Source organism: Deltaproteobacteria bacterium (assembly GCA_015233135.1).
GTDB lineage: Bacteria > UBA10199 > UBA10199 > JADFYH01 > JADFYH01 > JADFYH01.
Genome location: JADFYH010000025.1, coordinates 1 through 22,386, shown reverse-complemented (window position 1 = coordinate 22,386; position 22,386 = coordinate 1). Strand labels below are relative to the sequence as shown.

Here is a 22,386-nt window from a genome sequence, read left to right as displayed (position 1 = left end):
TCTCAACCAGATTAGTGAATTACGCCTAATGTCTGAAATGTCGCATGCCTGTAAACAGCATGGTTAACTGATGCTCGTTGGCGGCACGAATTACTTCTTCATCTTTAATGGAGCCCCCCGGCTGTATAATAGCTTTCACACCTGCTTTTGCGGCTTCGTCCACATTGTCTCGAAAAGGAAAAAAGGCGTCCGAGGCCATCGCCGTTCCTGCCACTCCCTGAAAAGATTTTAATACTCCGATTCGCACAGAATCAATGCGGCTCATCTGTCCTGCTCCAATGCCCACCGTACGATCGTTGGTTGCAAAGATGATGGCATTCGACTTCACGTGTTTTGCTACTTTCCAGGCCAAATCGAGAGCAGAAAGTTCAGCGGGCGTGGGAGAACGTTCTGTAACCACGCGACAATTGTCCAGGTTGATTTGACCTAAATCTCTCTCTTGCACCAAAAGCCCCCCCGCAATTTTACGGATATCAAGACGATCCGCATTCCACTGCGACACCGAGGGAGTTTTTAAGATACGTAGATTTTTTTTTGAGGCACGCAGCAAATCCAAGGCACGCGAGTCATAATCCGGAGCGATGATACATTCGTAAAATATTTTTACAATTTCTTCCGCAAGTTCCAGATCGACCACACGATTGACGGCAACGATTCCACCAAACGCCGAGCTAGGATCACAGGCAAAGGCCTTTTGATAGGCCTCTTTCAAACTGTTTCCTATGGCCGCTCCACAGGGGTTGTTATGCTTCACGATCACACAAGCTGGCACTTGAAATTCCTTAACCGTTTCCAAAGCTGCTTCTAAATCGAGCAGGTTATTAAACGACAATTCTTTCCCGTGCAGCACCGTCGATTGGGCCACGCAAGGCTCTTTGCTTTTTCCTGTCTGATAAAAGGCTGCTTTTTGATGGGGGTTTTCACCATAGCGCAAGTTGAGTGTCTTCTTGGCCTGGATATTAAACACATTGGGAAAAGTTTCTAGCGATGGGGTTTGCTGTTCTGCAGGAGAAGTAATACGCGTGAGGTAATTACTGATCGCATCGTCATAGGCCGCGGTGTGGGAAAAGGCTTTCTTGGACAATTGAAAACGGAAATCCAGAGACAATCTGCCCTCTTTGATTTCCAAAAGTTCTATCACCTCACTGTAGTCTGCAGGATCCACCACCACCGCAACCGACTCGAAATTCTTTGCTGCCGCGCGTATCAGGGTTGGGCCACCAATATCGACATTCTCAATGGCATTTTGCAAAGTACAATTTTCTTGGGCAATACTCCTCTCAAAAGGATACAAATTCACCACCACCAAATCGATGGGAGGGATTCCCTGTTTTTCCATTTCTTGCACATGTTTTGCGACGTTTCGCCGGCCTAAAATACCTCCGTGTATTTTTGGATTCAAGGTTTTGACCCGACCTTCCAGAATTTCAGGATAGCCCGTATAGTCGGAAACTTTGACGACGGGAATCCCTTCTTTTTTGAGGAGTTCAGCGGTATTGCCCGTGGAGAGGATCTCCACCCCATGGTTTATCAGAGCCGAAGCGAGTTGCAAAATTTTATCTTTTTTAGAGACACTAATTAAGGCACGTTTGATTTTAATATCGGACATTTTGAATTCTCCTGAATCTCAACGTTTTAATGAAAAAGCTCCCAACAACGATTTAATATCATCATCCAAAAATCTTACTCCTGCCCCCACAAACCAATCGGCCTCTTTGTGTTTGGAAATAAAATCGTCTGCTCCCCCAAGCAAATAGATATTTTTTGTCACATTCACCGAGGCGGAGGCTTTGAGATGAGGCCTATCAAAACTGCCTCCATTAAATCCAAAAGCGGAAAGTTGAACTCCAAAAGGCCCTTTGTCGTAATCCAGCCCAACACCTCCGGACGATTCGATAATTCCTGCACGAAGAGTAAAATCGTAAAAACGCTTGGCCAATTCTGCTGAAATTCGAAAACTGTTATGGCTCACACTTTGCTGGTCCGCAACCACCGTATTACTGACCCCTCCACTAGTGACTGTAGTGGTGGTAGTACTAAGATTGGGCCGTGGATTTGAATCGCTTACAAACTCCAGCAGGAAAGCCTTATCAGGCCGAGGTCTCAAGGCCAAGCTCACATAATTTTTATAGCTGTTGGAATGCCCCAAATATTCCAGGTGATAGCCAAGTTCGGTTTGCATTTTTGTGACAGGACTTACCAAATCATTCACGCTATCGAGGGCCTCATTTACTTTTTCAACCGTGCTCGAATCATTAATTAATTTTCCAAGACTCCCTTTTCCGCTATCTATCTTTCGCGTGATGCTCTCAATTTTTGCGATGGCACTATTTACCTCCCCCGCATTTTGATTCACCATCCCTTTGAGTCCGCCGGTTAAATCTTTCAGGTTAGCCACCACAACATCCAGGTTTTGACGATTGTTCCCTGAAAAAGCGGCAAGATCTGCGGTGAGATGCTCCATGTTTTTCATGATTTTTGCGAGGGCAGAATCATCACTCGACACGTAACCTTTAATGGAGCTAGAAACCTCTTTAAGATTGATCGCCACCTCATTTAAGTTTTTGGCAAGATCATTAAAATCAACGCCTGGAGAGGCATTAACAATGGTTTGACCTTCCTGAATCGTCTCATGAGAAAAGCCTGGAACCAATTCCAGATAAACATCGCTCAACACTCCTCTTCGACGAATTTCTACCGTGACATCCTGGGGAAGTTGCACCTCTTTATTAATTCTCAAAGTCAATCGGGCGTGATGAGCTTCAGTCAGTTCAATTTTTTCAACAATACCGACCTGAATCCCCGCTACCAATACAGGCGTTTTATGGTCGACGCCTTCTGCAGATTTCATGTCAATATACAGCGGATAATGTCCAGCGCCTGAAAACTTTAAATCACTCACTCGCAAGCTTAAAAAAACAATGAGAGCTAAACAGACTAGCGCAAACAAACCCACTTTAAGCGCACTGGCTTTATTCACAAAGGATCCTCATTTTTTGCCTCATTCAACTTTTTTTTGGGTTGAATGAATTGTTGAACAAAAACATTTTTACTTTTTTGAAATTCTTCAGGATTTCCACACGCCACGATTTGCCCTTCATGCAGCATGGCCACTTGATGTGCAATTCGAAAAGTAGATTCGATGTCGTGACTAATAATGATTGAAGTCACATGCAACTTTTTTTGTGTTTGATAAATGAGTTCATTCACAGAATCCGTCATGAGAGGATCCAAACCTGTAGTAGGTTCGTCATACAAAATAATTTTTGGCGACAAAGCCAAGGCTCGCGCCAAGCCTACTCGCTTGCGCATTCCCCCCGAAAGCTCCGAAGGCATTTTTTTTTCTACCTCCTTCAGGCCTACCAGGTTCAACTTTTCTCTTACCAGTTCCTTGATTTCTTTTTCAGACTTTTTGCTGTGCTCTCTCAAAGGAAAAGCCACATTTTCTTCCACATTCAGCGAATCAAATAAGGCTGCATGCTGAAAAAGCATTCCGAATTTTTTACGAACCGACAACAACTGTTCCTCATTCAATAGACTCAAGTCTTCCCCATCCACCAGCACTTTGCCGGAGTCCGCCTTGATGAGACCGATCATGTGTTTCAATAAAACTGTTTTCCCCTCCCCGGAGCGTCCTAAAATGACAGTAATGGAGCCTTCGGGAACCTTGAGGTTTACGCCTCGAAGGACTTTTTGGGAGCCGAAATTTTTGTGGACATCGATTAGTTCTATCATATGGTCTTTAACCTCACGACTGCACAAATTTCTGTTAAATAATCAGAAGTCAAATCTTTTCGCCAGCCACCCTAGATGAAGGCGTATTTAGACTTAAAAAAATATTTAAAGAATTAGCTGGCAGAAACCCGACAAAAAGTTAAAATCTACCCACCGATGAATACTTTTATGACACCTGTCAAAAAACAGGGCAAATCCAATTCGGACCTTTTCGAAATTGTGGAGAGAGCCAAATACTTTTGGGAGTCCACCTTTGATGCCATCGTGAATCCGGTAATGGTTATTGATAAGCAGTACAAAATAGAACGGGCCAATGTGGCCCTGGCTAAATCGGCAGGGCAAGGCGTTCAAAAACTCATTGGAAATAAATGCTACAATAGCTTTGCAGGGCGTAATTCTCCCTGCCCTTCCTGTCCCCTAGAAGAAACACGCAAAACGAAGGCCTCTGCCATTTCACAACTCAGGAAATTTAAGGACGGCCGTGAATATCAGGCCGTGAGTTTTCCCTTAAAGGGAAACAAAAAAGATTTGGATCTTTTTATTTTACAATATCGGGACATTCGGGAAGAAAAACAGCTGCAAGCGAAATTGTTACAAAGTGAAAAAATGGCCGCCATTGGCTTGCTTGCAGGAGGCGTCGCGCACGAGATCAACAATCCGCTGGGAGGCATCCTTGCCTTCTGCCAATTGGCACTTCAGCAAAGCAAGGCCGGGACTCAGATTTTTGAGGATCTGAAGGAAATTGAATCTTCTGCACTCCGTTGTAAAAAAATCGTGGAGAACCTGCTCGCTTTCTCTCGTCAATCTTCAGACGAATACAAGCGTGAAAGGTCCCTCCAAAGGGTGTTTGAAAAAGTGCTTCCCCTCATCTCTTTGCAATGCAAAGAGCATGGTATCACCTTAAAAACCGATTTCGCAAAAAAACTTCCCCCCGTCTCATTACTCGAAAACCAACTCGAACAGGTATTTCTCAATCTGGTCAGCAACGCCTGTCACGCCTCCCCACGAGGCTCTGCAATCACCATAAAAGCCAAGCCCTTCAACGACAACACACTGCTTATTCAAGTCATCGACCAGGGTAGCGGCATTAAAAAAGAATTTTTAAATAGAATCTTTGACCCGTTCTTTACCACAAAAAAGGTGGGGCTAGGAACCGGACTGGGGCTTTCCATCAGCTATAGCATCATTCAGGATCATGGCGGAAAAATTGAAGTGGAAAGTAAAGAAAATGAAGGCAGCACCTTTAGCCTTTATTTGCCTCTGCACACACCTTAATACGAGGGAGCTTTTATGCAACCGAGTATCTTGATTGCGGATGATGAAGCGGCAATTGTAAAGGCCCTGAATCGTTTTTTAAGTGAAAAAGGATTCCAGGTTTGCACGGCCCACAACTATGAAACGGCGGTCTTGCAGCTCTCCAAGCAGCGCTTTGATCTGGCCTTGATCGATTTGAAGCTGGGGGATGCAAACGGCATCGACCTCTTAAAGAAAATTAAAAAAGAGCAAGTCGACACCCTCTGCTTTTTAATTACAGGATACGGAACCATCGAAAGCGCGGTGGAAGCCCTCAAAGAAGGCGCCTATCATTATCTGACCAAACCCTTTCTCCTAGAAGACGTCTTGCATCTCTTGAATCAGGCCCTGGAAACCCACCATATCAAAGAAGAAAATCGAATTTTGAAGCAACAGGTAAAATTGCGTTTTGGGATTAAAAATCTGGTGGGGGTCTCCGATAAAATGCAGGAGGTTTATTCGCTCATCGAAAAAGTAGCCGACACCGATTCCAATATTTTAATTTTGGGAGAATCGGGCACTGGAAAAGAACTGGTGGCCCGTGCAATTCACTATCAAAGCAGGCGAGCGGGACACCCCATGGTGGCTGTCAATTGCGGGGCCATTCCCGAAGACCTGTTGGAATCAGAACTATTTGGCCATATCAAGGGGGCCTTCACCGGCGCGGTGGCCAGTCGTTCGGGACGATTTGAAATGGCTCAAAATGGCAGTGTTTTTTTGGATGAAATTGGAGACATGTCGCTGAAGCTGCAGGTAAAGTTGCTGCGTGTCATTCAGGAAAGAAAATTCGAACCGGTCGGCTCTACGCGTACGGTGGAAGTGGATGTACGCATCATCGCAGCTACCAACAAAAACCTGGAGCAGGCCGTTCAAGACCACAGTTTTCGGGAAGACCTGTATTACCGACTCAACGTCATCCCCATTTATTTACCGCCTCTCCGCGAAAGAAAAAGCGATGTTCCCCTACTGGCAAAATATTTTTTCGATCGCTTTGCCCAGGAAAATCAGCGGAAGAAATTCACGCTCTCTCCAGAAGCATTGGATGCCTTGACTCAGTATTCCTGGAAGGGAAATGTGCGAGAATTGGAAAATGTCATTGAGCGTCTCGTGATCTTAAAAAAAGAAGGGGTGATCGAAAAAGAAGATTTACCAGAAAAAATTACTCAACACAAAACACCCAGCTCCTTCGAAACCGTCATCCCCAAAGAGGGAATTGATTTAAAAAAAGTGGTGGGGGAATTCGAAAATTCGATAATTACCAAAGCCCTAGCGCACTCAGCAGGAAATAAAAACAAGGCCGCAAAACTTTTAAAACTCAACCGAACCACCCTGCTGGAAAAAATTCGAAAGATAAATAATTAACGTTTAAAAATCAATTATGACAATCCCTCTCACACTTGTTGCACGCGAAAAAGAATTCATCAACAGCCGCTCTCCCCTCATGAAAAGGCTATTTAAGACCCTGCCCGAAGTGGCCTCTGCCCAGGCAGCCGTACTGATTTTGGGCGAATCGGGGAGTGGCAAAGAAGTCTTGGCTCAACTGATCCATCAAAATTCAAAGCATAAAGACAAACCTTTCGTCGTCATTAACTGCAGTGCCATCCCTGAAAACTTGATGGAATCTGAATTGTTTGGACACCTCAAAGGGGCTTTCACAGGAGCCTTTCAGGAAAAAAAAGGACTCTTTGAACAAGCCCAGGGGGGCACCGTTTTTCTGGACGAAATTGGAGAAGTTCCTCTGAGCATTCAGGTCAAACTTCTGCGGGTTTTACAGGAAAAAGAAATTCAAAAAGTGGGTTCCATCAATTCGACCAAGGTGGATATTCGCGTGATTGCTGCAACTCATCGGGATTTGCAGGAGATGATTGCCCAGAAAAAATTTCGTGAAGATCTTTTCTATCGATTAAATGTCATCACCCTGCAACTCCCTCCCCTGCGAAACAGAAGTGAAGACATTGAACAGTTGATTGAATATTTTCTGAAAAAGTTTTCTGAAAAAACACGAAAAAAGATTCTGTCTGTTCATGCAGAAGCACTGCAGGCCCTCAAAAACTATAACTGGCCTGGAAATATCCGCGAGCTCGAGAATATTATCGAGCGCAGCGTAGTGCTTTGCGAAACCAAGGAGATCTTGCTGAAAGATTTACCTTACAAGATTAGTGGGCATAAACTGAATTTCACCCAACCCCATTTCAAAAGCGAATGGGTTTCCTACCCCTACAAAGAGGCCAAACAGTTCGCCTTAGATCAGTTCAACGAACATTATCTTTATCATTTGCTTCAGAAAACGGAAAACAATATAAGCCTGGCAAGCTCGCTGGCGGGCCTGGATAGAAGTAATTTTAAAAAGATATTAAAAAAATATTTAAGAAGTTAATACTTATGACCAATCTCTATCTCATCCTCCTGGCAGGAGGCTCAGGCACCCGTCTCTGGCCTCTTTCACGAAAAAACTCCCCCAAACAATTTTTAAAAGTAGGATCTGAACACTCTTTGGTACGCGAAACTGCAATAAGATGTCAGCCCCTGATTGATTTTAAAAACACCTTTGTGGTGTGTACCCAAGATCAGTCTGCTCTAATGAAAAATGATTTCCCTGAATTAAACGATGAACAATTTCTGCTGGAACCCGAAGGAAAAAACACCGCGGCGGCCATCGCCCTGGCGGCTTATCATCTCAATAAAGTAGATCCCGAAGGAATTATGGTAGTGCTGCCGGCAGACCACAAAATTTTACAGAAAGAAAAATTTCAGCAAGTACTTCAGGAGGCAAGTTCGCTGGCCCAGGCCCAGGAGGCATTAGTCACCTTGGGCGTTCTTCCCCACTTTGCCGCTACGGGTTATGGTTATATTCAAAAAGGGGAAAGCATCGGAAAGGCCTTTCGGGTAAAACAATTCAAGGAAAAACCTGATTTAGAAACCGCCGAAAAATATATTAAAAGCGAAGAGTATTTTTGGAATAGTGGAATGTTTGTCTGGAAAACTTCAAATTACATCCATGAGTATCAGCAGCATCTCCCCCACGATGCTTCTTTGTTTGAGAGGCACTTCCCCTCTCCCCTTGGGGGAGAGGGCCAGGGTGAGGGGTCCAATCTCTCTGCCCTTTATTCTCAACTCACCTCTATCTCAGTCGACTATGCTATTTTAGAAAAATCCAAAAATGTCGTGGTACTTCCCGCCAGATTTGATTGGGACGATGTGGGCAGCCTGGCTTCTTTGGCAAAATATTTTCCAAGGGATGAGTTTGAAAATAGCCGTACAGGACAAACGATTTCAAAAGATGCCAACAACAATTTATTCATCTCTGATGAAGGCGTTGTGGCTTGCTTGGGCGTCGAAAATCTGATTGTGATTCGCAATAAAGATTCTGTGCTGGTTTTACCCAAAGAGAGATCGGAAGAAGTAAAAATATTACTGGAAGAAATGAAGAAGAAAAAGATGGATGTTTTTCTTTAATTCCCCCTCTTAAGCTGAGAGGGGGTTAGGGGGCGTTATGGCAATTTCATACCTCACCCTGACCCTCTCCTACCTTAGGAGAGGGGGGAACTACCTTTGCTCCTCACTCAACTCCTCCAATCCTCCAAAACTGAATGGCAACACATGAAGCCAGGCCTGGAACGCATTCAGGCGGTTTGTGAAGAATTTGGAAATCCGCAAAAAAAATTCCCCTCCATTCACATTGCCGGCACCAACGGCAAAGGTTCAACTGCTGCGATGTTGCAGTCGATTCTTACTCAAGCTGGATATAAAGTGGGACTTTTTACCTCTCCACATCTGGTGAAAATCAATGAACGTTTTCGGATAGGGTATGAGGATATTTCGGATAAAAGACTGGAAGAATTACTCTCTTCCCTCTTCCCTCTTCCCTCTTCCCTCCTCCCCCTCTCCTTCTTCGAACTCTGCAGCCTCCTCACCTTCCTCTACTTCACGCAAGAAAAAGTGGAGTTTGCCATCCTCGAAGTAGGCTTGGGTGGAAAATTGGATTCCACCAATATCATCACACCCCTGATTTCTGTGATCACTGAAATCAGTTTGGATCACACTGAATTTTTAGGGCCAGACCTCGCGAGCATTGCGAAAGAAAAAGCAGGAATTATAAAACCAGGAGTTCCCGTTGTTTGCGGGGCTACAGATCCCGCAGTCATAGAAGTAATTCAAAAAATTGCGCAAGCAAACAAGGCTCCTCTCTTTTTTCCCTCCCCCCTTGAGGGGGAGGGTGTCCGAAGGACGGGAGAGGGGCAAATCACTCTACCCCTTCTCGGAATTCACCAGCAAAAAAATGCGGCAATCGTTTTAAAGACAATTGAAATACTCCAAAAGTATGAGGCCCCCGAATTTGCTCTCACAAATTCCCCTCTTAGCTCAAGAGGGGGAATTAAAAATGAAAATATTCTCGTAGGCCTTCAAAAAACCCAATGGCCTGGCCGCCTGGAAGTCGTTCAAAAAAAACCACTCATAATTTTAGACGGCGCACACAATGTGGCGGGGATTAAAGCCGTGGTGGATTTCTTATCCCAAACTCCTTCGCCTCTTGCGGGAGAGGGGTACAATTGGAAAATCCTCTTCTGCGCTGCCTCAGATAAAAATGTAGAAGAAATGCTGAGGGAACTCTCCAAACTTTCGGGTAATATTTATTTGTGTAAAATGGAAAATCCGAGATCAATTGATCCGGAAGGAGGCTTGGGAGGATGTAAAGACGCCTACCTTCATCTTTCGAATTCTCTAAAAGAACACGAGGCCTTGCTGGTAACTGGTTCTCTGTATTTGGTAGGAGAGATTAAGAAGGGTCAATCCCATTCTTAGTTGAAATTGAAAAAACCACCTAAGCCTTCTATTATGTCTGGGTAGTTGCTTCCCGCTAATTAATTTCCAAATTGTTGGAGTTCAATTTCAACAGCAACAACTCCACCCTGATATTGGGCAGGAACTACTGTTTCATTAGGTATAGATGCTGCGAATACAACTTTTGCATGACCTGAGGCTAAAGCCGTACCCGTTTTAGAAATATTAATGCTACCATTAGTAGCAGTTGCTGTGTCGGTAGTTAGTTTCCCAATGAAATGAATCGCATTGGCGATGTTAAAGCTTACTCTATCAAAATTAATTTTGGAACCGTCAAACTGCCCTTCAAAAGTTCCATCATCCAGGTTTGCAGGAAAACCTAGCATATTGATTGTGGAAAGATCATTTTTTGAAATTGAAGCGACATTATCCCTAACTGAAATTTGTAAAGTAGAGCCGGACACAGGAACATCCTGAGCAGTGCCAGTAGGCGTAGCAGGCGTATTCGCTGTCAACTTAACGCTGGTAATATTAAACTTCAAAATTTGCCCACACACACTCAAATCCGAATTCGGGTCTGTGCTCCCATTCAGTTTAATTTGAGGAATACCCAAGCGAGGACCGTTGAGGAACAAGCTGATATAGGAGGTCGCACTTGGGATAATGTGACCGCTGGCATCGGGTCTGGGATTATAATTAGCGTAAATCGAAAGCATTCCTCCCGCGGGAATCACGATGTTTGTTAAATCAGCACCCGTAAATTCTGTACTTCCTACCATCGCCTTAGAAATTGTAAAAAAACCGGTGGGGTTGGTTCCCAACTCAAAGCCTAAACTTTGAACGCGTTGAGGTTCATTCAAATCTTCATTTCGAATATTCACGATTTTTGTTGCCGGTTGGCAGACCGCAGTTGAAAAATCGGCCTCTGCAATCACACCGCTTATCTGCTGGTCGGAGCCGCCTCCACTTCCGCCGCAGGCAGCAAGTGAAACGATAAAAAGACTCAGCAAAATTTTCGATAATAATTTCATGGGTGGTCTCCTCCCCCTATTATAAACCCGCTCAGTTTTATTATCGGCAATTTTTTCAAGAAGTTGCTAGTTATTTAAGAAAGTAGTAGTGCAGCGCGTTAAAGAACTACGCAGGGTTGCAGCCCAGATGACGCGAGATGACAATGCGTTGCACTTCGCTGGTGCCCTCTCCTATTTCGAGGAGCTTTTGATCTCGATAGAACTTGGCAACGGGATATTCTTCCATCAAACCATAACCTCCGTGGAGCTGGACGGCATGGTTGGCTACTTCGTGCATCACTTCGGAACAATACAATTTGGCCATGGCGGCTTCCTTGGCAAAAGGGCGGCCCTGGTCTTTGAGCCAGGCGGCTTTGTAAAGCAGATTTCTTGCGGCCTCGATGTGCATAGCACAATCGGCCAGTTTGAAGGCGGAGGCCTGGAAATCCGATAAACGACGGCCAAAGGCCTTGCGTTCTTGGCTGTATTTTAAAGCGGCTTCACAAGCCCCTTGAGCGCCACCTAGTCCCATGGCGGCAATGCCTAAACGGCCATGATCGAGGGTTTGAAGCATCATCTTGAAACCCTCTCCGCGTTTGCCTAATAAATTTTCTTCAGGGACTTTCACCTCTTCAAAATAAAGTTCCGCGGTGTTGGAAGAGCGCCAGGTCATTTTATGATGCATCTCCCGTGCACTAAATCCGGGGGTTCCCTGAGGCACAATTACGCAGCTGATTTCTTTTTTTCCATTTTTCTCACCACTCACCGCTTGGACGGTAACCCCCGCAGTTAGCGGATTTGCGGCATTGGTAATAAAAATTTTGGCGCCGTTGATCAGCCACTGGCCATTTTTGAGTTCGGCCTTCGTCTTGGAATTTTGAGCATCGGATCCGGCATCGGGTTCGGTTAAACCAAAGCCCCACAGTTTTTTCCCTTCACACAGGGCAGGAAGATATTTTTCTTTTTGCTCCTTAGTTCCCCACCAATTGATGGGCCCAATGCCCAAGGTGTTTTCCGCGGCGACAGTGGCAGCCTGGCAGCCATCCACGCGAGCCAGTTCTTCCACGGCAATCACATAGCTGAGATAATCCATCCCATGCCCTCCAAAGGTAGGATCGGCCGTCATTCCAAACAAACACAATTCTCCCATCTTTAAAGTAAGCTCGACGGAGAATTCTTCTTTTTCATCCAGCTTCTGGCGCAGAGGAAGAATTTCTTTCTCCGCAAAATCACGAATGGTTTTGCGCAGCAGTTCTTGTTCGGGGCTGAGGTCATAAGATAGGGACATAATAATCAACCTTCTATATTCCAAGTCCCTCCCCTTAAGCTAAGGGGAGGTTAGGAGGGGTTATGGCAAATTTTGAGCAATTTCATTTAGTACTGAATCTAAATTTGTATAAATATCGGTATTCCAAAAACGAAGAACTTTGATTCCAAAAGCCTTCAAATAATTTTCTTTTTCCAAATCTTTAAGAGTAGTTTCAGGAGAGGCATGCCCTCCACCGTCCAGTTCAATTCCAAGTTTTGTTTCGGCACAATAAAAATCTAAGATGTAATGAGAAATACTAAACTGACGTATAAATTTATACCCCTTTATTTGTTTCGCTCTTATTTTTTGCCACAATAGTTTTTCAGCTTCAGTTTGATTACTTCTTAATTCTCTACGAAAGTTTTTCAATCTTGGATTATTTTGAAAACGGTTTTGTCTTTTCCAAAGTTGAACTTCCAGAGTTTCCATAACTCCCCCTATCCCCCTCTTAGCTTAAGAGGGGGGACTACAACATCAACCCAGCATCCTTCTCCTGAATAAACTTGGGATACAAGGCGTAAGCGGGTTTGATGACCGGTAACAATTTTAAAACTTTGGGGATGGATCCCTTCGCCGTAATTTCTCTGCGAGTCAGCGCGATGACCAAGTTCACCTTTCCAAACCAGAATTTGTGTGCCGTATCGGCCTTCATGGTCATTTCAACTTCGGGCTTGAGTGTGGTGTCGTTGAATAAAATTTCAACCGGATCTTTGGTGCAATTAATGGTGATGGAAAGGGCCGGCTCGGTGTAATTGAATTTGACGATGAGATTGGAGGCCTTGAGTTTGGGGCCAATGTTGGAATCATTCGCGAGTAAGCGAAAGAAATTGCCGAGGATATCTTGAAGTTTTTCTGAGCTAGCAAAATAGGACATGTTATTTTGACTTTCTACCTCACCCTAACCCTCTCCTTACTAAAGAAGAGGGAAAAGAGAAGTTTTCAATAAGCTTTTTTTAAAGTCTCCAACACTTCAGTTTCCACCACTTCCTTCGGGTTATAAAAACTTGATCCATCTTCCACGGCAAGTTGTGCAACGCGGGGGAGATCTTCTTCTTTTACTCCGGCTTCTTTCAGACTATCCGGCAGCCCGCAAATCTCTTTCAGCTGGGCTCGCAGGGCATAGACCGATTTCAGGGCCGCTTTCCCACTTTGTTCCAGGGCGCCTAAAGAAAAAGCCAGATCGGCATACTGACTTTCACAAAGCTCAAAATTATATTCCATTCCATAAGGCAGCAAAATGCTGTTGGCCAAACCATGAGGCACATGACTGACCGCACCCACGGAGTGACTCATCGAATGCACAATGCCAACCATCGCATGATCAAAGGCAACTCCGGCCAAGTTAGACGCCACCAAAAGAGCAGATCTGGCTTCTAGATTACTTCCCTCTTTGGTCGCCAAGGGTAAATTTTCAACAACAAGTTGAATCGCGTGTTTCGCGAGGGCATGCGAAAAAGAATTTTGTTCTTGGGAGGTATAAGATTCAATCGCATGAGTGAGAGCATCCATCCCTGTCATGGCCGTCAGTTGAGGGGGCATGGTGAGGGTGAGCTCAGGATCGAGGATGGCCAAGGTCGGATACAAATGCGTGTCGACAAAAGCGAGTTTTACTTCGTGTTCTGCGTCGTAAATCACGGCCACTTTGGTCACCTCACTGCCTGTTCCAGAAGTAGTGGGAATCACAATGAGAGGTTTGAGATCGGAAGTAATCGTTTGGGTGCCCGAATAATCATTTACCAGATCCCCGCCCAGGCTAAGCAAGATATTTGCTGCCTTGGCCGTATCCATCACCGACCCACCGCCTAAAGCGATGATTCCATCGGCCTCTATTTTTTTACCCAATTCAGTCGCCTGATGAACCACCTTCAATTCGGAGTTGGGAGGGATGTCGGAAAAAACTTCAACCGCTTCGATCCCCGCAGTTTTAAGTCCTTCAATAATTTCCTGGGTGACAGGCTGCTTGGCCCAATAAGAATCTGTCAAAAATAAAATTTTATTTACCCCCAGCTGGGCCAGCTCATTCGAAAAATCTTTTGCAAGCCCTGCTTGAAAAAGGATTTTGGTGGGAAGGTGAAATTGAAAAAAGTTAGGTATCATTTAGACCTTCTATCTTTTACTAGCATTCAAAATTGTAAGACCAACCACATCTTCATTCTCATCGTAGCGAATGATTATATCTTCATCTGTAATTTCGCTGTCTGTGGCAAAAGATGGTTTTTTAAAATTAACATAGAGGACATCTGCCTCCTCATCATAGGAAGACCAAAGATAACCTTGAGGAGTAGCCTTAAGTGTAGGCAATAGTGCTAAATAATCTTTCAATGGGAAGGCCATATTATCTTTCTCCTTTCCAAATTTCTCTCACGGGAAGTAAGAAATGCTGTAATCACAAATCCATCCCCCCCTAATTCTTTATATACAACAAGCAACAGTTTTTTATAAACTTCTAATCTTCGAACTGCAATCAAGGCACCTAAATTACCTTCCAAAATTTTATCGGGATTTGAAATAGTTTCCAAAACTTCATATCGCCTACCCGCCAGCTCCGAATGCTCCTCTGTAATATGGGCCCATCGTTCATCTGTTAAACGAACTGGAATATTATTCTTTGAATGGGCAATATTCTGCACGACAATCTAATCCTCCCACAAACTAAACTGCGTCATCTCGGGATGATCTGTCAAAGGTACTGGAAAGCGACCTGTAAAGCAAGCATCACAAAAGCCTTTGGAGTCCCCTTTTTGGAACCAATAGAGAGATTCCGTAGAAAGGTAGGCCAGGCTATCCGCCGTAATATAGCGGCGAATCTCGTCAATTTCATGGGTGGCCGCGATGAGTTGTTTGCGGTCCGGGGTGTCTATTCCATAAAAACAGGGCCATTTTGTGGGGGGGGATGAAATCCTGAAGTGTACTTCTTTCGCCCCCGCATCACGCACCATCTTGATAATTTTACGCGAGGTGGTGCCGCGCACGATGGAATCATCCACGAGCACTATGCGTTTACCCTGAATCAGATCGCGAATGGGATTGAGCTTAATTTTTACACCAAAGTGGCGAATGCTGTCTTCGGGTTCAATAAAAGTTCGTCCCACATAATGATTTCGAATGAGCCCCATTTGAAAAGGAATCCCCGATGCTTCGGCATAACCCAAGGCCGCCGGCACGCCCGAATCTGGAACAGGCACGACGATATCCGCTTCAACGGGATGTTCCTTTGCCAGCTGGTGACCAAAGCCTTTGCGGATGTCGTAGACATTATCTCCATCAATTTTAGAATCCGGACGAGCAAAGTAGACATACTCAAAAATACAATGGTGTTTTTTTGTTTCAGGAAGTTTGAAAGAATGAGCGCCGTCTTTATCAAAAACCACTATCTCGCCAGGCTCGATATCACGAACATACTTGGCTTCAATCAAATCCAGGGCACAACTTTCGGACACGACGACAGGAGATCCATGCAAGTCGCCCAAAACAAGAGGACGAAAGCCTCCTGGATCACGCGCGACAATCATGCGGGTCTCGGTAAGAAACACCAGCGAGTAGGCCCCCTTGATGCGATTCAGGGCAAATTGTACACGTTCCACCAAAGAATTTTGTTTGGAAGAAGCAATCAGATGAATAATGACTTCCGTATCCATGGTGGATTGAAAGATGGAGCCATGGGCCTCAAACTCGGCGCGGACGGCCATCGCATTCACCAGATTTCCATTGTGCGCAACGGCGATGCCACCTCGGGAATAATCGACGACAAAAGGCTGGCAGTTCTTGAGTTCGGATGATCCCGCCGTCGAGTAACGGACATGACCAATGGCTGAATTACCGGGTAATTTTTTGAAGGATTCCTCGGAAAAAATATCGGCCACTAATCCCATCTGACGATGAGAATGAAGACGAAGGCCATCGCTGGTCACAATACCGCCAGACTCCTGACCGCGATGTTGAAGGGCGTACAAACCCAGGTAGGCCAGCTTTGCCGCTTCAGGATGATTGTAGATGCCGACAATTCCACACATGTGAACTTACCCTTCCCCCTCTTAAGCTAAGAGGGGGTCAGGGGGCGTTATGGCAATTGGATCCAATTGGACATAACCCCTCCTAACCTCCCCTTAGCTTAAGGGAAGGAATAACTAACTATTTAAAACCGTCTCTCTAAACCCATTCTCCCACTTCTCTTTTACTTCAGAAATCGGAAGAGAAATTAAATTTCCCAATTCAAATTGATTGCCGACTACTTTGCCAATTTGTGCAAATGGAACAGCGTGTTTCTTTGCTAAATTTAGCAACTTCTCTTTATGATTGCTCGAGGCTGAAAGCAATACCCGACTTTGAGATTCGCCGAACAGTAAGGGCAATTCATGAATTGCCCCTACGGGAGTCAAATCCATTTGGACCCCGAAAGTTTTTGGACCTGAAATACAAGATTCCGCCAAAGCAATGGCCAGTCCGCCTTCGGACAAATCGTGGGCGCTTTGGACTAAGCCCGTGCGGATAGCCTCGAGAACAAAAGCTTGAACTCTTTTTTCTTTTTCTAAATCCAAAATCGGAATAGGCCCCTCTACTTTTCCTTCGATTTGTTTTTGATATTCACTCCCTCCCAATTCATCCAGGGTCTCGCCCACTAAAAAGATGAGATCCCCTTCGGCCTTAAAGAAACTCGAGGTGTGATGCGTAATGTTTTCCAAAACACCCACCATGCCAATGGTAGGAGTGGGATAAATCGCCTCTCCTTTTGTCTCATTGTACAAACTCACATTTCCACCGGTGACGGGGGTATCCAAGGCTAGACAGGCTTCCGCAATCCCTTCTACGGCCTCTTTGAATTGCCACATCACTTCGGGTTTTTCAGGATTTCCAAAATTAAGACAATCGGTGATCGCCAAAGGCTCGGCCCCCGAACAGACGACATTTCGCGCCGCTTCCGCGACCGCGATCTTTCCCCCTTCTCGGGGATTGAGAAAGCAATAGATAGAATTGCAATCTACCGATAAAGCTACTCCTTTTTGGGTTCCGGGAATACGCAGCACAGCGGCATCTGAACCCGGAAGCACCACTGTGCCTAATTGCACCATGTGATCATATTGCTCGTAAATCCAGCGTTTGGAGCAGAGGTTGGGGGAGGAAAGGAGCTTTAATAAAATCTGATTATTATCAGAATCCGCTACTCCCCCTCTTAAGCTAAGAGGGGGTTGGGGGGCGTTATGACCACTCGGTGCCCTCATCTCCCTCTCATAAACCGGCGCCTGCGACACCAAAGGTTCAATCGGCAAATCCACTACTTTTTCACCTTGATAAAAAATCTGCATCTGTCCATCAGCCGTTACTTCGCCAATAACCGCTGCATCTAAATCCCATTTTTTAAAGATAGTTATCGTCTCTTCTTCAAAGCCTTTCTTAACCACACAAAGCATGCGTTCCTGCGATTCAGAGAGCATGAATTCATAGGCCGTCATATTTTCTTCTCGGGCAGGCACGGCATCCAGATTCATTTTCAATCCTGTTCCAGAACGTGAAGCCATCTCAAAAGAAGAAGAAGTAAGGCCGGCAGCACCCATATCTTGAATGCCGATCAAAAAATCTTTCTGGAAAAGCTCTTGGCAGGCCTCCAAAAGCAGCTTTTCGGTAAAGGGATCTCCCACTTGCACCGTGGGTCGTTTTTCTTCGCTCTTCTCATCAAACTCTGCCGAGGCCATCACCGCCCCGTGGATGCCATCCCGACCGGTTTTGGAGCCCACATAGAGAAGAGGATTTCCCACTCCAGAGGCAATCCCTTTAAAAATTTTATTTTTATCTACTAAGCCCACGCACATCGCATTCACCAAATTATTTTGGTTGTAACAGGGCTCAAAAGAAGTTTCGCCACCTACCGTGGGAACCCCCATACAATTGCCATAGCCGGCAATGCCGCTCACAACTCCATTCACTAAAAATTTGGTTTTTGAATGGGTGACTTCCCCAAATCGAAGGGAATCCAGCAAGGCAATAGGACGCGCTCCCATGGTAAAGACATCGCGCAAAATCCCCCCCACTCCCGTTGCTGCACCCTGATAAGGCTCGATGAAAGAAGGATGATTGTGAGATTCCATTTTGAAAACAAGGGCCTTGCCCTCGCCGATATCGATGACCCCTGCATTTTCCCCAGGACCTTGGAGGATACGCTTCCCCGTGGTGGGAAATTTTCTGAGATGAACTTTTGAGGATTTATAAGAGCAGTGCTCAGACCACATGGCACCAAAGATGCCGAGTTCGACGAGATTAGGTTCCCGACCGATGATAGTCAAAATGCGTTGGTATTCTTCTAAATTCAGACCATGTTTTTGGATAATTTCGGGGGTGATATTCATTTTTTTTTAGATCGTATTTTTTGATGATAATAAAGAGTATCAATGTCTAATAAATCTTTGGGACGAGCAGAGGCCCTTTTCGCACTGACAATATCCTCAAAACTGAGCACATGGATTAAAGTGTCACCGTAAAGAGCTTCACTTTTTCTATCCCAAACTTCAGGAAGTTTGACCCCGTCAATTTGCGTCAAAATATCTATTCGGAAAGGCTCTACTCCAATTTGATACACCAGCTCTGGATTTTTAAAATCTTCTGGGTTAATTCCCTGCAAAGGCGCCCCAAATTTCTTCAACGCTTGGTAGACTCGCTGATGATCGTTAATGTCAGGCAAAATTAAAATATCGAGATCTTTGGTATAACGAGGTTCGGTATAATTGATTACTGCAAATGCGCCAACTACCAAATATTTAATCCCGAACTCGTTTAATATTTTGAATATCTCTTCGAAGTCTGCACTGACTAAGTTCTGCATCGCTCATTCCTTTCATTTTCAAACCTTCCAGAACCATTAGCACAGTCGCGTAAAATCGAGCCCCCGGACTAGCTTGATCCCAAAAATGTACATCAAACTCCCTAGCTTCCTCATAAGAATGAGAGATTTTCTCTACCCATTTTCTTTCAGAACGTGGTTTTTCCCATTCTTTCATAGCAATCCCTCAAATATTTTTCTCCCATCCTCTCCTCCTAATATAGATTCTGAAAGCCTTTCCGGATGAGGCATTAAACCCAGTACATTTTTTTCTTTATTAAAAATACCTGCAATATTTCGAAGGGCCCCATTGGGATTAGCCGCTTCGTTTACTTCTCCGCTTTCATCACAATATTGAAACGCAATTTGCTGATTGTCCTGCAATGATTTTAGAGTATCTGGATCTGCAAAATAATTACCTTCTGCATGGGCAATGGGCATTTGAACTACAGTTGCCAGTTTATAGTTATCAGTAAAAGAAGTTTGAGCATTCACTACTTTTAAATTCACTGTTTTGCAGATGAAATGAAGATTTTTATTTCGAAGTAAAACACCGGGCAGCAAACGCGATTCGGTGAGAATTTGAAAGCCGTTGCAAATCCCCAAAACTTTTCCACCCTTGTTGGCAAAAGCTACAACCTCTTTCATTATGGGAGAAAAATTGGCAATAGCCCCGCAACGCAGGTAATCACCATAGGAAAAGCCGCCCGGAAGAATCACGCAATCCGTCTTGGGCAAGACAAAATCTTTATGCCAGATAAAATCGGCTTCTTGATGAAGAACATTTTTGACGACATGATAACAATCTCGGTCGCAGTTGGAGCCGGGAAAAACGATTATGGAAAAATGCATGGGTATTAAACCTCCACCTTATAATTCTCAATCACGGTATTCGCGAGCAACTTATCCGCCATGCTTTCTAATTCTGTTTTATTCAGATCAGAGTCCGATTCAATTTCAAAATACTTTCCTACTCTTACTTCCTTAACCCCTTTAAAGCCCATGCTTTCCAGTGCGTGATGAATCGCCTTGCCTTGAGGATCAAGCACACCGTTTTTTAAGGTGACATAGATTTTGGATTTCATAAATTCACTTTCCCCCAAACACCCTCTCAAACATCATGTCGATATTTTTCAGCGAATGTTTTGGATCAAACAATTTTGCCAATTCTTCTTTTGTAAAATACTTTTGAATTTCCGGATCAGCCCACAAGCGTTCCTGGTAATCTTTTCTGTCCTGCCAGGTCAGCATCGCATGCGTTTGCACCAGACGATAAGCCGCATCGCGTTGCATCCCTTTTTGCACCAGGGCCAACATCATCGGTTGCGCGCAGACCAGACCCTTCAGCTTGTTGATGTTCTCCAGCATGGTTTGCGGATAGACGAGAAGATTTTTCAGTAACCCCGTCACGCGCGCGAGCATAAAATCGACCAGGATATTGGTATCGGGGCCAATAATTCTTTCGGCAGAGGAATGTGAAATATCTCGCTCATGCCACAAGGCCACATTTTCCATAGCGGTGAGGGCATTCGATCGGACCACACGAGACAGGCCACAAAGATTTTCGGATAAAATCGGATTGCGTTTGTGCGGCATGGCCGAAGAGCCTTTTTGGCCCGGACTAAAATATTCTTCGGCCTCCAAAACTTCACTGCGTTGCAGATGGCGGATTTCGAGTGCAATTTTTTCGATGGAGGCGGCGATTAAAGCCAGCGTAGTAAAATAATGGGCATGCCGATCGCGTTGAATAATCTGGGTGGCAATGATTTCCGTTTTTATTCCCAGCTTGTCACAAATGTGTTTTTCGACCGCAGGATCAATATTGGCATAGGTTCCCACCGCACCCGAAATTTTTCCGTAGGCAATCTGTTCATGCGCCGCATCAAAGCGGATGAGGTGACGCTGAAACTCCGAATACCAAAGGGCAAATTTTAACCCAAAGGTAATGGGTTCGGCATGAATACCATGCGTACGGCCCATTTGCGGGACCTCTTTGTATTGAAAGGCTTTTTCTTTCAGGATTTCCAGCAGCCCCAGAATTCCCTGACGTATCAATTTCCCTGAATCATTCAGTTGAGCCGCAAAACCCGTATCCACGACATCCGATGAAGTGAGACCCAGATGTAAAAATCGACCTTCGGGTCCAATGTTGTCTTGAAGATTCTGCACAAAGGCAATCACATCGTGTTTGGTTTCTTTTTCAATTTCCAAAACACGAGCCACCTCAAATTTTGCTTTTTGTTGGATGACAGGAATTGCTTCGAGAGGCACTTTTCCCAGCTTGGCCCAGGCTTCTGCAGAGGCTACTTCGATCGTCAACCACTTATTAAACTTGGCTTCATCGGTCCACAAGCTGGCCATTTCGGGACGGGAATAACGGGGGATCATTTCATCAACCTTTCTGCAATACTCTGATAGCGAAACAAAGTCTCATTTATAATCTCCCCAGGCAATTCGGGTGGAGGAGAATTTCTATCCCAAGTCGTGCTCAGCAAATAATTTCGAACCAGTTGTTTGTCCCAGGGATTGGGAGATCTTCCTGGAACGTATTCTTCTTTGAGCCAGAAACGGGATGAATCGGGAGTAAGGAGTTCGTCAATTAAAGTGAGTTGCCCAAAATCACTGATTCCAAATTCCATTTTCGTATCGGCAATGAGTAAGCCATTTTTATCTGCTTGCCCAGAAGCCTGTTTAAAGATCTTTAAAGCGGCCTCTCTCATTTTCTCCGCCCAGTCCCCACCAATAAGATTTACGGTCTCGTCAAAAGTGAGAGGTTCATCGTGGGTCCCTACTTCCGCTTTGGTGGAAGGCGTGAAAAGAGGCTCTGGCAAAGGATCCCCATCTCGCAGAGCTGCTGGAAGCTTAATCCCATTCACTTTGCCTGTCTCTTGATAAGCCACCCAGGCAGAGCCGGTCAGATAGCCTCGCACAATGGCTTCCACATCCAGACGTTTTAACTTCTTGACCACCATGGTTCGACCTTCGAGCATGTTTTTTTCATTCTCATTTGCAACATAAGGAGAAATATCGGTGGATAAAAGATGATTGGAAATTAAATTTTGCGTTTGTTTGAACCAGAAAACGGAAAGCTGGGTAAGAATCTTCCCTTTTGTAGGGATAGGATTTTTGAGGATATAATCAAAGGCCGACAGGCGATCTGTGGCAACCAAAAGCATCTTATTGCCCAAATCATAAAGATCCCGCACCTTGCCCTGATAGGTTTTTTTATACTTTTGAAGTTGGGTTTGGATTACGGCTTGATCTGACATCTTGCCTGCTTGTTTCACATCTTAGCGAAGCAGTAAAATGTTTTTTGTAAATATGTCAGCGCGCATGACAGGGAGCCTGGAGTTCGCATGATAGGGCCCCACCTGTACGCATGATAGGGACCCGGTGGTTCGCAAGGATAGGGACCCACTTTTTCCTCTAAAAAATAGCGACGGATC

At 44.8% G+C, this 22,386-nt stretch carries 23 protein-coding genes; 5 read left to right on the top strand and 18 right to left on the bottom strand.

From position 1 onward, the window contains the following. Positions 1–25: 25 nt before the first annotated feature. Genes purH through HQM15_08805 form a run of 3 tightly spaced genes read right to left on the bottom strand, consistent with a single transcriptional unit; the run spans position 26 to position 3,735 of the window. A complete protein-coding gene (gene purH / locus HQM15_08815; protein ID MBF0492868.1) occupies positions 26–1,609 on the bottom strand; it encodes a bifunctional phosphoribosylaminoimidazolecarboxamide formyltransferase/IMP cyclohydrolase in 1,584 nt (527 codons plus the stop codon). Positions 1,610–1,627: 18 nt separating this feature from the next. Beyond that, a complete protein-coding gene (locus tag HQM15_08810; protein ID MBF0492867.1) occupies positions 1,628–2,980 on the bottom strand; it encodes an MCE family protein in 1,353 nt (450 codons plus the stop codon). Continuing rightward, entirely contained in the window at positions 2,977–3,735 is a 759-nt protein-coding gene (locus tag HQM15_08805; protein ID MBF0492866.1) for an ABC transporter ATP-binding protein, read from the bottom strand. Before HQM15_08805 ends, HQM15_08810 begins: the two co-directional genes overlap by 4 nt. Before the next feature lie 168 nt (positions 3,736–3,903). Between HQM15_08805 and HQM15_08800 the strand changes: the two genes are divergently transcribed. From HQM15_08800 to HQM15_08780, 5 genes are all read left to right on the top strand, one after another. Continuing rightward, positions 3,904–5,010, top strand: a complete 1,107-nt coding sequence (locus HQM15_08800) for a hybrid sensor histidine kinase/response regulator (GenBank protein ID MBF0492865.1) — start codon at positions 3,904–3,906, stop codon at positions 5,008–5,010. Positions 5,011–5,025: 15 nt separating this feature from the next. After that, positions 5,026–6,390, top strand: a complete 1,365-nt coding sequence (locus HQM15_08795) for a sigma-54-dependent Fis family transcriptional regulator (protein MBF0492864.1) — start codon at positions 5,026–5,028, stop codon at positions 6,388–6,390. A 16-nt stretch (positions 6,391–6,406) separates the two neighbouring features. After that, positions 6,407–7,405 carry a sigma-54-dependent Fis family transcriptional regulator gene (locus tag HQM15_08790; protein MBF0492863.1) on the top strand — a complete coding sequence of 333 codons (999 nt, stop codon included), beginning with the start codon at positions 6,407–6,409 and terminating at the stop codon, positions 7,403–7,405. Between the two features lie 5 nt (positions 7,406–7,410). Next, positions 7,411–8,484, top strand: a complete 1,074-nt coding sequence (locus HQM15_08785; GenBank protein ID MBF0492862.1) for a mannose-1-phosphate guanylyltransferase — start codon at positions 7,411–7,413, stop codon at positions 8,482–8,484. A gap of 96 nt (positions 8,485–8,580) precedes the next feature. Beyond that, positions 8,581–9,831, top strand: a complete 1,251-nt coding sequence (locus HQM15_08780) for a bifunctional folylpolyglutamate synthase/dihydrofolate synthase (GenBank protein MBF0492861.1) — start codon at positions 8,581–8,583, stop codon at positions 9,829–9,831. Positions 9,832–9,890: 59 nt separating this feature from the next. Here the strand turns inward: HQM15_08780 and HQM15_08775 are convergent, their stop codons facing one another. The 15 genes from HQM15_08775 to HQM15_08705 all read right to left on the bottom strand — a co-directional run bounded on the left by HQM15_08775 (position 9,891) and on the right by HQM15_08705 (position 22,209). Then, on the bottom strand, positions 9,891–10,841 hold the full coding sequence (locus HQM15_08775) for a hypothetical protein (protein ID MBF0492860.1): 951 nt from the start codon (positions 10,839–10,841) through the stop codon (positions 9,891–9,893). Between the two features lie 106 nt (positions 10,842–10,947). Beyond that, complete coding sequence (locus HQM15_08770) at positions 10,948–12,108, bottom strand: acyl-CoA dehydrogenase family protein (GenBank protein MBF0492859.1); 1,161 nt, start codon at positions 12,106–12,108, stop codon at positions 10,948–10,950. A gap of 60 nt (positions 12,109–12,168) precedes the next feature. Next, the gene (locus tag HQM15_08765) at positions 12,169–12,558 is read right to left on the bottom strand and encodes an endonuclease domain-containing protein (GenBank protein MBF0492858.1); all 390 of its coding nucleotides are present in this window, start codon (positions 12,556–12,558) and stop codon (positions 12,169–12,171) included. Between the two features lie 37 nt (positions 12,559–12,595). Beyond that, positions 12,596–13,003, bottom strand: coding sequence for an SCP2 sterol-binding domain-containing protein (locus tag HQM15_08760; protein ID MBF0492857.1), 408 nt, complete (start codon positions 13,001–13,003; stop codon positions 12,596–12,598). 65 nt (positions 13,004–13,068) lie between these two features. Beyond that, positions 13,069–14,226: an iron-containing alcohol dehydrogenase gene (locus HQM15_08755; GenBank protein MBF0492856.1), complete on the bottom strand. Its 1,158-nt coding sequence runs from the start codon at positions 14,224–14,226 to the stop codon at positions 13,069–13,071. Between the two features lie 9 nt (positions 14,227–14,235). Then, positions 14,236–14,463, bottom strand: coding sequence for a DUF2283 domain-containing protein (locus HQM15_08750; protein ID MBF0492855.1), 228 nt, complete (start codon positions 14,461–14,463; stop codon positions 14,236–14,238). After that, entirely contained in the window at positions 14,448–14,759 is a 312-nt protein-coding gene (locus HQM15_08745; protein MBF0492854.1) for a hypothetical protein, read from the bottom strand. The genes HQM15_08750 and HQM15_08745 overlap by 16 nt, the downstream gene beginning before the upstream one ends. A gap of 6 nt (positions 14,760–14,765) precedes the next feature. Beyond that, positions 14,766–16,142: an amidophosphoribosyltransferase gene (locus tag HQM15_08740; protein MBF0492853.1), complete on the bottom strand. Its 1,377-nt coding sequence runs from the start codon at positions 16,140–16,142 to the stop codon at positions 14,766–14,768. A 114-nt stretch (positions 16,143–16,256) separates the two neighbouring features. After that, positions 16,257–18,470 (bottom strand): phosphoribosylformylglycinamidine synthase subunit PurL, encoded by a 2,214-nt coding sequence (purL, locus tag HQM15_08735; protein MBF0492852.1) that lies wholly within the window; start codon positions 18,468–18,470, stop codon positions 16,257–16,259. Next, positions 18,467–18,943, bottom strand: coding sequence for a nucleotidyl transferase AbiEii/AbiGii toxin family protein (locus HQM15_08730; protein MBF0492851.1), 477 nt, complete (start codon positions 18,941–18,943; stop codon positions 18,467–18,469). Before HQM15_08730 ends, purL begins: the two co-directional genes overlap by 4 nt. Further along, complete coding sequence (locus HQM15_08725; GenBank protein MBF0492850.1) at positions 18,879–19,118, bottom strand: hypothetical protein; 240 nt, start codon at positions 19,116–19,118, stop codon at positions 18,879–18,881. The genes HQM15_08730 and HQM15_08725 overlap by 65 nt, the downstream gene beginning before the upstream one ends. Then, positions 19,115–19,792 (bottom strand): phosphoribosylformylglycinamidine synthase subunit PurQ, encoded by a 678-nt coding sequence (gene purQ, locus HQM15_08720; protein ID MBF0492849.1) that lies wholly within the window; start codon positions 19,790–19,792, stop codon positions 19,115–19,117. The genes HQM15_08725 and purQ overlap by 4 nt, the downstream gene beginning before the upstream one ends. A 5-nt stretch (positions 19,793–19,797) precedes the next feature. Next, entirely contained in the window at positions 19,798–20,025 is a 228-nt protein-coding gene (gene purS / locus HQM15_08715) for a phosphoribosylformylglycinamidine synthase subunit PurS (protein MBF0492848.1), read from the bottom strand. A 4-nt stretch (positions 20,026–20,029) separates the two neighbouring features. Beyond that, positions 20,030–21,328, bottom strand: a complete 1,299-nt coding sequence (locus HQM15_08710; protein ID MBF0492847.1) for an adenylosuccinate lyase — start codon at positions 21,326–21,328, stop codon at positions 20,030–20,032. Continuing rightward, a complete protein-coding gene (locus HQM15_08705; GenBank protein MBF0492846.1) occupies positions 21,325–22,209 on the bottom strand; it encodes a phosphoribosylaminoimidazolesuccinocarboxamide synthase in 885 nt (294 codons plus the stop codon). The genes HQM15_08710 and HQM15_08705 overlap by 4 nt, the downstream gene beginning before the upstream one ends. Between the last annotated feature and the right edge of the window lie 177 nt (positions 22,210–22,386).

Coding starts and splice junctions, on each gene's coding strand:
- purH (MBF0492868.1), bottom strand. CDS start 1,609: ATGTCCGATATTAAAATCAAACGTGCCTTAATTAGTGTCTCTAAAAAA.
- HQM15_08805 (MBF0492866.1), bottom strand. CDS start 3,735: ATGATAGAACTAATCGATGTCCACAAAAATTTCGGCTCCCAAAAAGTC.
- HQM15_08800 (MBF0492865.1), top strand. CDS start 3,904: ATGACACCTGTCAAAAAACAGGGCAAATCCAATTCGGACCTTTTCGAA.
- HQM15_08795 (MBF0492864.1), top strand. CDS start 5,026: ATGCAACCGAGTATCTTGATTGCGGATGATGAAGCGGCAATTGTAAAG.
- HQM15_08790 (MBF0492863.1), top strand. CDS start 6,407: ATGACAATCCCTCTCACACTTGTTGCACGCGAAAAAGAATTCATCAAC.
- HQM15_08785 (MBF0492862.1), top strand. CDS start 7,411: ATGACCAATCTCTATCTCATCCTCCTGGCAGGAGGCTCAGGCACCCGT.
- HQM15_08775 (MBF0492860.1), bottom strand. CDS start 10,841: ATGAAATTATTATCGAAAATTTTGCTGAGTCTTTTTATCGTTTCACTT.
- HQM15_08770 (MBF0492859.1), bottom strand. CDS start 12,108: ATGTCCCTATCTTATGACCTCAGCCCCGAACAAGAACTGCTGCGCAAA.
- HQM15_08765 (MBF0492858.1), bottom strand. CDS start 12,558: ATGGAAACTCTGGAAGTTCAACTTTGGAAAAGACAAAACCGTTTTCAA.
- HQM15_08760 (MBF0492857.1), bottom strand. CDS start 13,003: ATGTCCTATTTTGCTAGCTCAGAAAAACTTCAAGATATCCTCGGCAAT.
- HQM15_08755 (MBF0492856.1), bottom strand. CDS start 14,226: ATGATACCTAACTTTTTTCAATTTCACCTTCCCACCAAAATCCTTTTT.
- HQM15_08750 (MBF0492855.1), bottom strand. CDS start 14,463: ATGGCCTTCCCATTGAAAGATTATTTAGCACTATTGCCTACACTTAAG.
- HQM15_08740 (MBF0492853.1), bottom strand. CDS start 16,142: ATGTGTGGAATTGTCGGCATCTACAATCATCCTGAAGCGGCAAAGCTG.
- purL (MBF0492852.1), bottom strand. CDS start 18,470: ATGAATATCACCCCCGAAATTATCCAAAAACATGGTCTGAATTTAGAA.
- HQM15_08730 (MBF0492851.1), bottom strand. CDS start 18,943: ATGCAGAACTTAGTCAGTGCAGACTTCGAAGAGATATTCAAAATATTA.
- HQM15_08725 (MBF0492850.1), bottom strand. CDS start 19,118: ATGAAAGAATGGGAAAAACCACGTTCTGAAAGAAAATGGGTAGAGAAA.
- purQ (MBF0492849.1), bottom strand. CDS start 19,792: ATGCATTTTTCCATAATCGTTTTTCCCGGCTCCAACTGCGACCGAGAT.
- purS (MBF0492848.1), bottom strand. CDS start 20,025: ATGAAATCCAAAATCTATGTCACCTTAAAAAACGGTGTGCTTGATCCT.
- HQM15_08710 (MBF0492847.1), bottom strand. CDS start 21,328: ATGATCCCCCGTTATTCCCGTCCCGAAATGGCCAGCTTGTGGACCGAT.
- HQM15_08705 (MBF0492846.1), bottom strand. CDS start 22,209: ATGTCAGATCAAGCCGTAATCCAAACCCAACTTCAAAAGTATAAAAAA.